Annotated in this window: 17 protein-coding genes and 1 tRNA gene; 8 read left to right on the top strand and 10 right to left on the bottom strand. The window is 59.4% G+C overall.

Translation table 11 applies throughout. The features are described from left to right. The coding region (locus tag NW818_RS02815) for a pyruvate kinase (RefSeq protein ID WP_414423778.1) at positions 1-599 on the top strand (599 nt) is incomplete at its 5' end. Between the two features lie 12 nt (positions 600-611). On the opposite strand, the gene lptB is transcribed toward NW818_RS02815, so the two are convergent. Further along, complete coding sequence (lptB, locus tag NW818_RS02810) at positions 612-1,340, bottom strand: LPS export ABC transporter ATP-binding protein (RefSeq protein ID WP_011433949.1); 729 nt, start codon at positions 1,338-1,340, stop codon at positions 612-614. Between the two features lie 25 nt (positions 1,341-1,365). Between lptB and NW818_RS02805 the strand changes: the two genes are divergently transcribed. From NW818_RS02805 to NW818_RS02795, 3 genes are all read left to right on the top strand, one after another. Then, entirely contained in the window at positions 1,366-1,539 is a 174-nt protein-coding gene (locus NW818_RS02805) for a hypothetical protein (protein ID WP_011433948.1), read from the top strand. Between the two features lie 64 nt (positions 1,540-1,603). Continuing rightward, positions 1,604-1,900 (top strand): hypothetical protein, encoded by a 297-nt coding sequence (locus NW818_RS02800; RefSeq protein WP_011433947.1) that lies wholly within the window; start codon positions 1,604-1,606, stop codon positions 1,898-1,900. Between the two features lie 167 nt (positions 1,901-2,067). After that, positions 2,068-2,559, top strand: coding sequence for a pentapeptide repeat-containing protein (locus NW818_RS02795; protein WP_041436730.1), 492 nt, complete (start codon positions 2,068-2,070; stop codon positions 2,557-2,559). A 76-nt stretch (positions 2,560-2,635) separates the two neighbouring features. Here NW818_RS02795 and NW818_RS02790 read toward each other — a convergent pair. The 6 genes from NW818_RS02790 to NW818_RS02765 all read right to left on the bottom strand — a co-directional run bounded on the left by NW818_RS02790 (position 2,636) and on the right by NW818_RS02765 (position 5,943). Beyond that, positions 2,636-2,716 (bottom strand) — tRNA-Leu (locus NW818_RS02790). A gap of 90 nt (positions 2,717-2,806) precedes the next feature. Then, positions 2,807-3,730, bottom strand: coding sequence for an NAD(+) kinase (locus NW818_RS02785; protein WP_414423777.1), 924 nt, complete (start codon positions 3,728-3,730; stop codon positions 2,807-2,809). 273 nt (positions 3,731-4,003) lie between these two features. After that, on the bottom strand, positions 4,004-4,528 hold the full coding sequence (locus tag NW818_RS02780) for a response regulator (RefSeq protein ID WP_414423776.1): 525 nt from the start codon (positions 4,526-4,528) through the stop codon (positions 4,004-4,006). Between the two features lie 337 nt (positions 4,529-4,865). Continuing rightward, positions 4,866-5,180 carry a DUF3007 family protein gene (locus tag NW818_RS02775; RefSeq protein ID WP_414423775.1) on the bottom strand — a complete coding sequence of 105 codons (315 nt, stop codon included), beginning with the start codon at positions 5,178-5,180 and terminating at the stop codon, positions 4,866-4,868. A gap of 28 nt (positions 5,181-5,208) precedes the next feature. Further along, positions 5,209-5,430 (bottom strand): NAD(P)H-quinone oxidoreductase subunit L, encoded by a 222-nt coding sequence (gene ndhL, locus NW818_RS02770; RefSeq protein WP_414331907.1) that lies wholly within the window; start codon positions 5,428-5,430, stop codon positions 5,209-5,211. 108 nt (positions 5,431-5,538) lie between these two features. Next, complete coding sequence (locus NW818_RS02765; RefSeq protein WP_414344412.1) at positions 5,539-5,943, bottom strand: NIL domain-containing protein; 405 nt, start codon at positions 5,941-5,943, stop codon at positions 5,539-5,541. Positions 5,944-6,238: 295 nt separating this feature from the next. On the opposite strand from NW818_RS02765, the gene NW818_RS02760 reads away from it, so the two are divergent. Then, positions 6,239-6,409, top strand: coding sequence for a hypothetical protein (locus NW818_RS02760; RefSeq protein ID WP_414344414.1), 171 nt, complete (start codon positions 6,239-6,241; stop codon positions 6,407-6,409). A gap of 7 nt (positions 6,410-6,416) precedes the next feature. Beyond that, complete coding sequence (locus tag NW818_RS02755; protein WP_414423774.1) at positions 6,417-8,852, top strand: endonuclease MutS2; 2,436 nt, start codon at positions 6,417-6,419, stop codon at positions 8,850-8,852. Positions 8,853-8,947: 95 nt separating this feature from the next. On the opposite strand, the gene NW818_RS02750 is transcribed toward NW818_RS02755, so the two are convergent. From NW818_RS02750 to NW818_RS02740, 3 genes are all read right to left on the bottom strand, one after another. Beyond that, complete coding sequence (locus NW818_RS02750; RefSeq protein ID WP_414423773.1) at positions 8,948-9,202, bottom strand: hypothetical protein; 255 nt, start codon at positions 9,200-9,202, stop codon at positions 8,948-8,950. A 121-nt stretch (positions 9,203-9,323) separates the two neighbouring features. Further along, on the bottom strand, positions 9,324-9,698 hold the full coding sequence (locus NW818_RS02745) for an urease subunit beta (protein WP_414423779.1): 375 nt from the start codon (positions 9,696-9,698) through the stop codon (positions 9,324-9,326). A gap of 97 nt (positions 9,699-9,795) precedes the next feature. Continuing rightward, positions 9,796-10,098, bottom strand: coding sequence for an urease subunit gamma (locus NW818_RS02740; protein ID WP_011433938.1), 303 nt, complete (start codon positions 10,096-10,098; stop codon positions 9,796-9,798). A gap of 428 nt (positions 10,099-10,526) precedes the next feature. Between NW818_RS02740 and hrcA the strand changes: the two genes are divergently transcribed. Then, a complete protein-coding gene (gene hrcA / locus NW818_RS02735) occupies positions 10,527-11,678 on the top strand; it encodes a heat-inducible transcriptional repressor HrcA (protein WP_414423772.1) in 1,152 nt (383 codons plus the stop codon). 53 nt (positions 11,679-11,731) lie between these two features. After that, positions 11,732-12,715: a tRNA lysidine(34) synthetase TilS gene (tilS, locus tag NW818_RS02730; protein ID WP_414423771.1), complete on the top strand. Its 984-nt coding sequence runs from the start codon at positions 11,732-11,734 to the stop codon at positions 12,713-12,715. Positions 12,716-12,745 lie beyond the last annotated feature (30 nt).

Raw genomic sequence — 12,745 nt, 5'->3', positions numbered from 1 at the left:
CGGGGCTCCTGCGATTTCTAGCTGACAGTCAGCTCCAGATCCGTTCCCTTAGCGACAAAGACTGCCAAGACCTGGACTTTGTGGTGCGGCATGCCGACTTAGTGGGCTATTCCTTTGTCCAGCAGCCAGCGGACTTGCAGTTGCTGGTTTCTGAGCTGGAGCGGCGGCAGGCTCGCCCCGATCTGGGCTTGATCCTCAAGATGGAAACGCAGCGGGCGGTGAAAAACCTGCCGGCCTTGATCGCGACCGTTGCCGGCTGCCGGCCCCTGGGGGTGATGATTGCCCGCGGCGATCTGGCCGTGGAGATCGGTTGGCTGCGCTTGGGCGAGATCCAGGAGGAACTGCTGTGGATCTGCGAGGCAGCCCAGGTGCCGGTGGTCTGGGCTACCCAGGTGCTGGATCAGCTCACCAAGGAGGGCTTGCCCTCGCGGCCTGAGCTTTCCGATGCGGTGATGTCTGCCCGCGCCGAATGTGTGATGCTCAACAAGGGCCCCTACCTGCTGGAGGCGGTTGCCCTCCTGGACGAGCTGCTGGCTCGGATGCAGACCCACCAGCACAAGAAAAGCCAACGCCTGCGAGCTCTGTACTCCTGGAGGTGACCTGGAGCTGCACTAGAGACGGAACTTCTCCCCCAGGTAATACTTGCGCACCAAGGGATCCGCCGCCAGCTCCGCCGCCGTGCCCTTGGCCAAAATGGCCCCGTCGTTGAGGATATAGGCCCGGTCGGTGATCTCCAGCGTCTCCCGCACGTTGTGGTCAGTAATCAAAACACCGATGCCCCGTTGCTTGAGCTTGGCCACCACCTCCTGAATATCCGCCACCGCGATGGGATCCACCCCCGCAAAGGGCTCATCCAGCAGCAGAAATTTCGGCCCGTGGATCCCAGCGGCCAAGGCACGGGCGATCTCCGCTCGGCGACGCTCCCCCCCCGATACCTGCAGGCCCAGGCTGTGGGCCACGTGGGCGATGCGAAACTCCTCCAGCAGTTGGTTGAGCCGCTGCTGCCAAAGGCGACGGGGCACCCCTGTTTGCTCCATGATCAGCAGCAGGTTGTCTTGGATGCTGAGGCGACGAAAAATACTCGGCTCCTGGGCCAGGTAGCCGATCCCCAATTGGGCCCGGCGATGCATGGGCAGGTGGGTGATGTCTTGGTCATCCAACCAGACATGGCCGCGGTTGGGCTGGATCAGGCCAGTCATGATGTAGAACGTGGTGGTTTTCCCCGCCCCATTGGGGCCCAGGAGCCCCACGATTTCCCCCTGCTGAATGTTCAGGCTAACGTCGCTCACCACCTCACGGCGGCCATAGCGCTTACAGATGTTTTCTAAGTAGATCTGCATAGGGCCGGCACAGGGCTGCTGATCAATGCTTACTGATTCTGTAGGGCTGATTCTCTCCAACCGACAGGGATCCCGGCTGCCGCAGCGCACAGGCTACTTCCTCAAAGATGCCCCAAACCCCGCCCACAATCCAGGGGAGTGTAGGCAAAGTGGATCCCTCTCAAGCCAACTGGAGGGATCCTTAATGGGGTTCTCATAGCTCACGGCAACTGCTCGCCCCCCTCAAAATGGGATCATTTCACTAGGGGATCCCTGGCCTTCCCATGCTTCGCTGCCCAGCTTGCTACTGGCTCAACTCCAACTCCGATTATCGCTGTCGTCGCTGTGGGCACTTTTTGCGCCATCGCCCGCTTCCTGTTGCCGAGAAACTCAACCCAAGAAGGCCAACAACCAGCCCTGCCGGCTGGCGGGAAATCCGCTGGGATCGCGTCCTGACTTCCTCGGCAATACTCGGGGTTTTGGTGGGGTTGGGGCAACTGTCTTGGCATTGGGTGCAGCCGCTGCTCAAAGATCCACCCCTTCCCAGTGTTGGCAACGGCCCGGCAGCTTCGGGACGATAGGACTCCAAACGTCATCCCGCCCTGAGAGAGCCTGCTATCAGGTGGGCCAGACAGACCTGCGGAGTGGCCGAAGCCAGAAGATGCCACTATCATGTGACCAGCGCAGAACCATCCCCCTCTGCTGTGTCCCTTCACGTAAACCTTCAAAATTGTGAGGCTTGGTAACCATGAACCTCAATCTCAAAGTTCCCGCCATTTGGGCACTACTGGCCACGGCAGCCTTGGCTTCCTCTGCCGCAGCCACAACCTACAACTCTTGTTTTATGCGCTACCTCATGGCTTCCCGCACCTGTCCCAACTGCCGCCTGGGATCCATTGAGCTGAGCAATCTGGATTTGGCGGAGGCCAATTTCAGCGGTTCCGATCTCATCGAGGCCAATCTGGAGCGCACCATCTTGACGGGCGCCGATCTCAGCCAGTCTTACCTGGTGGGGGCCAATTTGCGGCGGGCTCAATTGGGGGGAGCCAACCTGAGTGGCGCTTACCTGGAGGGGGCAGACTTGCGGGGGGCCAACCTGCGGGGGGCCGATCTCTCTTCTGCATCCCTGTACGGCGCCGACTTGCGGGGGGCCGATCTACGCGACGCCAACCTGGTTGGGGCTGACCTGCGCTTTGCTCGCACCTGGGGCGCACGCCTGCAGGGTGCCGTTCGGGAATAGTGCCAAAGGCCGAAGCCAGCTTCCCCTCTCCCTCTCTGGGAGAGGGACTAATGAATAACGCGTACTAATTGCGTAATGCGGATGGCGAGACTCGAACTCGCAAGGCAAAGCCACACGCCCCTCAAACGTGCGCGTATACCAATTCCGCCACATCCGCTTCCGAGCCTAACCATCATAGCGACAGAGGGGTGGAGTTGTTAAGGGCATTGGCCATTTTGCAGCTATGGCTTGTCCTGCCTCGGCAAAGTTAAGGCAACTCCACCGACGTGGGCTTGGAAGCGTGGGGCAGTCCCCACCCCAACTTCTCTCGCATAACCCGGAAAAATTCCGGTCGGCGCAGGCGCATCAAATCTGTCGAATAGGGGGCACGTACCACCCGAATCTGGTCTTCCGGCATGATGTAGCAGCCGGCATTTCCATCTACCACCAAAACCAGTGGCTGAGGGGTAACGGGGCTAATCCATACCTCCTCCGAATCGGGGAAGACCAAGGCCCGCGACGCCATGGAATGGGGGCAGATGGGAATCAGCTGCAAAACCGGCACCCCCGGTGTGATCACCGGCCCACCCGCCGAGAGGGCATAGGCCGTCGAGCCGGTGGGAGTAGCCAAGATGACTCCGTCGGCAGCCACATCCAGAGGTGAGTGATCCCCGATGGTGATCTCGAAGTGGCACATGCTGGTCAAAGGCTCGCGGTGCAACACCATCTCGTTTAAGCTCAAGACCTCCCAGCGCAATTCTTGCCCTCGGTAGGCTTGCACCAGCAACATGCTGCGGCGATCCAGGGTGTATTCCCCGGCAATGGCGGCACTGGCTGCCTCTTCTAGGTGAGGAAGGTAGGTCTCCGTCAGAAAGCCCAGATGGCCCGTATTCACCGCCAACAAGGGGATCCCTTTGGGGGCCAGTTGCCGTGCTGCTGCCAAGACGGTGCCATCTCCCCCCAACACCACCGCAAACTTCATGGTTTGATCAAATCCAGCCGGGGCCAGGCTATCTACTCTGGTCAGGCAGATGGGGCTGTCGGGCTTGGCATAGCCGAGGATACCGCCCCAGTTGGGGGCCACACAGACTTCCCAGCCCTGCTCCTGAAACCAGCGGGCTAGGGTTTCGCTGCTGCGTTTGGCGGCGGGTTTGGCGTCGTTGTAGAGGATCCCGGCTTTGGGCTTGGTCATGGGCAATGGGAAGGCAGAGGTGCCAAAACTCTATCAGTTCTGCAGGCCCCTCTGCTGGCCAGGTGATCCATTCCACAATTTCTGCCAGCAGACTTCGCTGATACATTGACGCTGAACAAGACGGGTAGCTTGCACGGCGAGGCCATACACTGCTGCCCGGGGCTGCAGCGATTGCATCCTGCTCGTTGCCAATCGGCAGCTCAACCCTGGCAGGGCAAGAAGCCACGAGAAGCTACGAGGAAAAACGAGTGACGGCAGGTTGGAACGAGTACCTCAATCGACAGGGCGACCCCGGTACATCAGTCGGTACTTCACCTGCGGGGTCAAGTCTTTTTGCCCTGGATCCCCTTCCGCGGTGATGGGTTGTGGAGGGGCGGTGGGAGAGTGGGCGCTCGGCTGCGGGGGAGGGGTGGAAGAAGATGTACGGCTGACCTCCGCCGGCCATAAGCCCGCTTGCTTCAGAGCCCTGTGGAGCGCCTCCGTGTCAATAGGCAAAAACCACCTGGCAGCCTCGTAAATCCGTTCGAGGGAGTGGAGAAGGTCGCCGGCCTCCGCCAAGCCAGGGATCACATCTGCTGCCCCCTGATAAATTGCCCAGCGCCGCTCTGCGGGCTCGATGTGGCGGCGGGGGTGATGAGTCAGGATAACAGGGATGTTGGGCAGCTTACTTTGGCACTCTCGACAAAAGGCATAGGGGTTAAACAGCCCCGTCGTCATGTCCACCACCATCAGATCCAAATCCAGAGGCTGACTTGCTGCCACCTCCAGCAGATCTTCACGCGGGGAAACCAGCACCACAGAGTGCCCCTGAGACTCCAGCGCCAACTTCCAGAGATGAATTTGCGAGGGCTGGCCCTGAGCTAGCAGTATGGTTTTTCTCACAGTGGATGGAGATATGCGAGTAGAAGGAAAGGCAAAGGCTTGCACCACTTAATAATCCGTCGTACGCCAGAATCTTGTGCAAGGCGCAATGTAGCATCCTTAAGAGGAGCAAATGGTGACCGGATATACAAGTGCTGCTGTTTAGGCCCAACACTCTACAAATTAAATCCGGATTAAATCCGGATCCCCAGCAGCCGACAGCCCATTTCTGGGTGCGGCCTGTCCGACGGCCTCAACGTTTGTCTTGCTCAATTCAATCTGGGATCCCTTCTTTCTCGCTTTCCAATTCAGCTTGCAGGGCCTGCCACTCTTCCGGAGACAGCGATTGGAGTTTCTCTTGAAGTTGCTGGGTCTCGAAGCTGGCCCATTGAGCCTTCAGGGTCATTTCCCCCCGCAGCACCCGCTTCAGGTAGCCAAAAGTCCACCCCAAGCAGGCCAATAGAAGCACCACGCTCGATATCTGCTGCGCGGCCCCCGTATCCAAGCCCGCCCAAAGCAGCAGGCCGTAGAGGATCCCTCCCCCCAACAGCAGGGCTAAGCCTATAGCAAGAACATCCAATCTGCGCATGGCTCAGTGAACCGACAAACGGCTGACCTTACAGCGACCGAGGCTTGGGCCGGAACGTCATGAAGGGAGCCAAGAGCACCATGCCGGGAAAGAAAAACAAGACCAAGAAAAACATCAACACCTTTTCCCAAGCACTGCCTGAAGTCCAGCGTTTGTCCACATACAGCAGAGACAACAGAGGCAGCACCAGCAAATAGAGAACAGCCAAACCGGCATAAGTTAACCCAATCAACGATGTAGTAGAAGCCATGTCGAGTGCGCTCCGCAGCTAGACCTATGTCCAACAAATCTAACAGGATTGTAAAGGGATTTGTCAGCTTGGGGGAGTTCGTAACTCAGCCAACTGACCACAAACTGACTACAAGCTGGTGCTGATCGCCCCAACGGGGCAGGTGGCAACACACTGTTCGCACATGACACAGCGGTTGCGAGAGAACTCCAGCTTCCAGCTGGGAGCAGAAATCTTCAGGGCCTCGGTTGGGCAAACTCCCGTACACAATCCACAGTCCACGCACAAGTCTGGGTCGATTTGAATTTCCTTGGCCCGTTCAGTCACCTCAATGCCCAAAGACTGTACCCATTCCAATCCTGCTTCCACCTGGTCGATATCCCCCGACAGCTCCACCACCAAAGTACCCACTTCGTTGGGGGCTACCCTGGCGCGCACGATATTGGCAGCCACATCGAAGTCTTTGGCCAACCGATAGGTGAGAGGCACATTCACCAAATGGCGGGGGAAAATGAGGGTGACTCGTTTGCGCACGGATCTTGAGTGTTTTGAGTGCAGCAACTTCCTTCAGTATGGCAGGCTTGTGAGGTTCAGTTTGGCCGTGAATGCAGCTCACTTCCACCCTCCACAGGACACCCAAGGCGAACCCCACAGCGGTAGGGCGGGGCTTTGAACCCAGTTTTTCGGTGAGCTCAGCTTCTTGGGAAGATCACCAGAGGCAGCGCGTGAGACAACGGCGCCATTATCAGCGTGCCCCTCTCACCAAAAGCTATCTGTGGAAGCCGACCCAGAGCCTGCCACAATAGGATGGAGAGCGTCCCCGATCCCTATGAACCCATCTTTTGCTCAGCCCCGTCTCAACTCAGAGCAGTACCGCCAGATGCTGGTGCGGGATGGCGAACGTCGCTTCCGCGAGTGGCACACTGCCTTCCTCAAGTATCAACAGCAGTTTTTGCAAGAGATGAAGCAACTGCGTCTCCAGGGTTCCTTGCATCACTGAATGGTTAATGCCCACCGTCCCCACCTTGCACCCGCTGCCAGTCTTCTCCAAGCCCGATCCCTCCCCAAGGCCTACGGCCTGCCAAGGCGAACGGCAAGAAACCTTGGAATTGCTGGAGTGGCCCCGCCTTTGTCAGCACTTGGCCACCTTTGCGGCCACACCCTTGGGCCGCCGCGCCTGCTTGGAGCTGGATCCCTGGCAGAGCCGCGCCGACAGCGAAGCCTACCTTGAGCAGACGGAAGAGGCGATCCGCCTCGATCGCACACAGGCCGGGGGACTTTCTATGGCAGGGATCCACAACTTGCTGCCGGCTTTGGAACGGGCCGAACGGGGGGGGATCCTGAGCGGGGAAGAGCTGGTGCAGATCGCTACAACTCTGGGGGCAGCCCGCCGCATCCGCCGCCTGATCGATGATCATGACCATCTGCCCCACCTGCAGGCCTGGGTGAGCAACCTGCGCACCTACCCGGAGCTGGAGCAGGAGATCTTCCGCTGCCTGGAGGAGCATGGTGAGGTGCGGGACAGCGCCAGCCCTACCCTTGCGGATCTGCGCCAGCAGCAGCGGCGGCAACGCAGCCAGATCCAAGAGCAGCTGCAACAATTGATGAGCCAGTATCCCCAGGCGCTGCAGGATACCCTGATTGGCCAGCGGCAGGGGCGGTTTGTCCTGATGGTGAAGGCCACCCATCGGGATCTCATCCGCGGCCTTGTGCACGACAGCTCTGCCAGTGGAGCCACCCTCTATGTGGAGCCCTACGCTGTGGTGGAACTGGGCAACCGCTGGCGAGAAACCCAAGCTCAGATTCAGGCGGAGGAAGAGCGGATCTTGGCCGCGCTCTCGGCTCAGGTGGCAGCCGTGGCCACCGATCTGGAGCATCTGCAGGGGGTGATGGTGGGGTTGGATGTGGCTCTGGCTCGGGGTCGCTACAGCCTCTGGCTGGAGGGCAATCGTCCCCAGTTTGTCTCGGCAGGATTGCGCCTGCGTCAGGCCAAGCACCCTCTGCTGCTCTGGCAGTCCCGCGCCGCCGCCCCTTCGGAGGGTCAAGGTTCTGCCGTTGTCCCCATCGACTTCACCCTCGCGGACTCCATTCGTGTCGTGGTTATCACCGGCCCCAACACCGGCGGCAAAACCGTTGCCCTGAAAACCCTGGGCCTGCTGGTGCTCATGGCCAAGGCGGGGATCTTCCTGCCGGCTCAGGATCCGCCCCAGCTGCCTTGGTTCGACGGGGTTTACGCCGACATTGGGGACGAACAATCGCTGCAACAAAATCTCTCCACCTTTTCGGGGCACATCCGCCGCATCAGCCGCATCGTGCAGGCCCTGCAGTCTGCTCCGGAGCCGGCCCTTGTCCTGTTGGATGAGGTGGGGGCGGGCACGGATCCCACCGAAGGAGCTGCCCTGGCGGCTGGGCTATTGGAGTACCTCTCGGAAAGGGCACTGCTCACCCTGGCTACCACCCACTACGGCGAGTTGAAGGCCCTGAAATACCAACATCCCTGCTTTGAAAATGCCTCGGTGGAGTTTGATGAGGTCACCCTGGCCCCCACCTATCGCCTCTTGTGGGGGATCCCAGGCCGCTCCAACGCCTTGGCCATTGCCCAACGGCTGCAGTTGGATCCAGAGATTCTGCGGCGGGCCCAGCAGCACCTGCAGGGGGAAAGCCAGGTGGATCAGGTGATTGCCGGCCTGGAAGCGCAGCGGGCTCAATTGGAAGAGCGGGCGGCCCAGGTGGGATCCCTGCATCGAGAGCTGGAGAGCCTACATCAACAAATGCAGCAGCGCAGCCGCCAAATTGCCGAGCGAGAAGCTCAACTGGAGCACAAGCAAAACCAAGAACTGCAAGCCCTGTTGGCTGCTGCCCGTCAGGAAGTGGCTGCCGCCATCCGCAGATTGCAGCAGGGAGAGGATCCCCAACGCATTACTGCCGAGCTGGCGCAAATCCAGCAGCGCTACTCTCCCCCACCGCCGCCCGTGGATATGGAGTTTGTGCCAGAGGTGGGAGATCGGGTGCGGCTGAGAGGCTTGGGTCAGACGGGGGAAGTGATCGCCATCGAAGGGGATGTGTATGTGGTGCGCAGCGGCATCCTCAAATTCACAGTGCCACGGGGGCAGTTGGATCCCATCGATGAACACCAGGCTAAGCAACGCCAACGCCCCAAAGCCCCACCTCCCTCCCCTGCAGCCACCGCTCCCCTGAACCTGCGCACCAGCCAGAACACCCTCGATCTGAGGGGGAAAACCGTTGCTGATGCTGAGGCCATTCTGGAACAGCACTTTGCCCAAGCTCCTCCCGGCCCGGTTTGGATCATCCACGGCCACGGCACAGGGCGCTTGCGGGCCGGCGTACAAGCTTACTTGCAAAATCACCCCCGCGTTCAGCGTTTTTCAGCCGCTGATCCCGAAGACGGCGGTACTGGAGTGACCGTGGCTCATTTACAGTGAGGCTTGTACAGTGAGGCTTGCCAGTGCCAGAAGGGAGTAGAGGTGGTCGCGTTGGCATTCTCGAGTCGGAGACCGGACAAGTGCCGGGCACTGTCTCAAGCTTGACTGTGGAGCACTGCCGCTGCTGAGCTGACGGGCTGGGATCCCCTCTGTTGCCGCTGGCTTTGCCAGAGCCAGTAGCCCCGCACCAGTTGGCTATCCCCAATGAGCTTCAACATCACCGCCACCGTTGCACCTGTCCAACTGAGAGGCCCAAAGGCGGCGCCTGCTGCTGCCAACAGCGCCAACCCAGAAAGATTTAGCCCCAAGCCTTGCACCCACATCCACAAGACAGTCTCGCGCTCTGACATCTGTCAGCTCCTAGAGGAGAAATAGGATAGCCCTACTGTCCTGAATCTGAGCAGAGACGGGGATGGGGTTGAACCTTGGCACGGCTGCCCAAAGCTGCACACTTAGGGGGGCATATTCCCCCTACGGATGGGCTGCTTGACCCATCCACTCCTGCAATCGGGCCAGAGCCAGCCGCTTCTGGGCAGCGGAGCGTACCGTACCCTCCGTGAGCCGATTGAAGCCATGCACCAACCCCTTGCCCCCCAAAGCCACCAGCGTCACCCGATGGGTTTGGCCTGGCTCAAAACGCACTGCGTTGCCGGAAGGGATGTTGAGGCGCATGCCAAAGCTGGCGGCGCGATCGAAAACCAGGGCCCGGTTCACCTCGAAAAAGTGAAAATGGGATCCCACCTGAACGGGCCGATCCCCTCGGTTGGTGACCTCTAGCGTCACGGTGGCCCGCCCGACGTTGGCCTGGATGGGATCCTCTGCCAGCAGCAGTTCCCCTGGGATCAGGGCCGGCTCTGCGTTGGCAGCAGGGTTGGTTCTGGATTGGCGAGCCATGGGGACGACCTCCTGAAGTCTCTGGGTCTTTGGAGCATCTGGGGGATCCCTAGCGAATGGGGTGGTGTAGGGTAACCAGCTTGGTTCCGTCGGGGAAAGTAGCCTCCACTTGAATTTCCGGGATCATCTCTGGGATCCCGGGCATCACGTCCTCGCGGGTCAGCCACGTCAGCCCCTCGCTCATCAATTGGGCGACTGTTTTCCCCTCCCGCGCCCCTTCCAAGACTGCTGCGCTCAAGTAGGCCACCGCCTCAGGGTAATTGAGTTTGAGGCCCCGCTGCCGCCGATCCCGAGCCAACTGGGCAGCCAGGTAGATCAACAACTTGTCTTTCTCCTGGGGGGATAAGTACATGGGGCAACCTCAAAGATAAAAAAGGATACAAAGAGGACAGCAGCAGGCCCAGTTGGCCTAGAGTTGACCGAACTCATGCGCAGAAATCCCCAGTCTTGGCGCAGCGGACTGTTGCTACGCAACAAGGTGGCTAGCCGTAGTTCATCTTCTACCACCTCTGGGCAAAAAAGGGGAGCCCAGGCTACAAGAGATTTCACTCTCTCCTGCACAAGCAGCAGTCTCAACCTCCTTCCGACATCGGGTTTTGCAACTTCCTTCCTAGGCAACCCGCTATATAAAGAGTAACAATAGATGCATATAGATTAGAAGATGTAAAAGTCTGTCTGGATTCCTATCTCAGCTCTGAGTTGGTTTATCCTGGAGCAATTTACCGGCTCTGTATTAACAGTTTCCTTTGATAGGCGTTGACTGGGTTCTTTTGATCGGCTATGAAACTCGAACTGACTCCCCGCCAGCGGAAGATTCTCTGGGCGACAGTGCGTAGCTACATTGCTACAGCTGAACCTGTCGGTTCCAAAACCTTGGCCCAGTCCTATAACTTTGGGGTGAGCACGGCCACCATTCGTAACGACCTGGCCACCCTTGAGCAGGTGGGGTTACTGTTTCAGCCCCACACCTCTGCGGGTCGGGTTCCCTCCGACTTTGGCTATCGGGTTTATGTCAACGATTTGTTGACCTCTGCCAACAGCGGCGGGATCCCCCACGATGCTCCTCAGCCGGATCCCCATCCCGCTCTGCAACAGTTGATGGATCAGCTTGGCCGTGAGCTGGGAGACGACCTAGACAGCCTCCTGCAAAGGGTAGCTCAGCTTTTGGCCCATCTGAGCGGTTGCATTGCTCTCATCACTCCTCCTCAGGGGCCGGTGGTAGCCATTCATCATGTGCAGTTGGTGTCGGTAGCGCCAGGGCGGGTGATGGTGTTGGTGGTAACCGACTCCTATCAAACCCATTCAGCTCTGGTCAGCCCCCCCGACTGGCCCAGCGACTCCCGAGAGGATTTGGAAGATGAATTGCAATTGCTCAGCAACTTTCTCACCCTGAAGCTGCGGGGCAAAACCTTTGCCGAGTTGCAGGATCTGAGCTGGCTGAAACTGGATGAAGAATTTCGTACCTACGGCCATTGGCTGCAGCAACTGCTGCGCTCGGTGGTGCAACGGTATCTGCAGCCCTCGCTGGGACAGGTGTTCAGTGCCGGTATGGCCGAGTTGATGCGTCAGCCGGAGTTTTCCCAGGCCCGGCAGGTGCAGGCAGTGATGCAGTTGATCGAGGAGGGAGCCAAGCAACTGCAGGGGATGATCGGGCTCCATTTTGCCGATGGGGGTTTGCCCTCTCTGCCGAGCTCAACGGAGATGGATCAGGAGTCGGGACAGTCTGCCCGCAAGACCCCGGTGATCATCTACATTGGCAGCGAGAATCCACTGGAGTCTCTGCACCACTGTACGGTTATCGCCTCCACTTACCACCGTCGCTCAGCTCCTCTGGGTACGGTCACCTTGCTGGGGCCGACCCGAATGGCCTACGAGCGCAGCATTGCTGCTGTGCAGGCGGTGGCCTCTCATCTGACCCGAGCTCTTGCCTAAGGGATCCCATAGCGGCAGGTAGGGTCTGGGTTGTACGTGAGCAATAGCAAGCTGTGGCCAGGCTCTCTCCTCTCCACCTGCGGGTACAGTGCGCCATTCGGCAGCGGCAACTTCTTCACCCTGGCCAGCGACTGCTGGTGGCTTTTTCGGGCGGGCAAGATTCTTTTTGCCTGCTCCAGATCTTGCGGGATTTGCAGCCTCGCTGGGGCTGGCAGATATTTGTTCTGCATTGTGATCACCGCTGGTCGGCAGATGAAACGGAGTGTGCTCGCTTTTTGCAGGGGTGGCTGCAGCAGCAGGGACTGCCTCATGCTGTTGAGACTGCGGATCCCATCCGCCGAGACGAAGCAGGGGCCAGGGCTTGGCGCTACCAACAACTGGAGAAATGGGCCCGCACCTGGGACTGCAGCGCCGTGGTGATGGGGCATACGGCCAGCGACCGGGCCGAGACATTTTTATGGAACTTGCTGCGAGGGACAGGAGCCGCCGGGCTGAGCAGCCTAGATTGGCAGCGTCGCCTGGACAACCGGGATCCCACCTCTGCCCAAGTGGTGCGACCCCTGCTGGAGCTATACCGTTGGGAAACCGAACAATTTTGCCAGCAGCACCAATTGCCGGTCTGGCCGGATCGCAGCAACCAAGATCTGGCCCATTGCCGCAACCGTCTCCGCCTGGAGGTGATGCCCTACTTGAAGCAGCACTTTAATCCGCAACTGGAAGCGGCCCTGAATCGGGCTGCCACGCTGCTCCAAGCAGAACATGAGCTGGTGGTAGCCCAAGCAGCTCAGCTATGGCAGCAGGTGTATGAGCCCGCTTTGCCAGGGCTGCGACGGGATCCCTTGCGGGCTGCCCCCTTGGCTCTGCAGCGGCAGGTAATGTTCCAGTTTTTGTCCCTGGTGTTGCCCCACCACCCCACCTTTGAACAGGTAGAAGCCGGGATCCAGCTCTTAAAAGCAGACCGAGGCAGCCGTAGCCCCGATTATCCAGGTGGGCACTGGCTGGAAGTGAAAGGGGATCACTTGGTTTGTTTCCATTAATTTTTCCATTAATTCCACTTCCCCGAAGGG

It is taken from the genome of Synechococcus sp. R6-5, assembly GCF_047461775.1.
Taxonomy (GTDB): Bacteria; Cyanobacteriota; Cyanobacteriia; order Thermostichales; family Thermostichaceae; genus Thermostichus.
The sequence above is the reverse complement of the archived record's forward strand: the minus strand, read 5'-3'. Positions and strand labels throughout refer to the sequence as shown.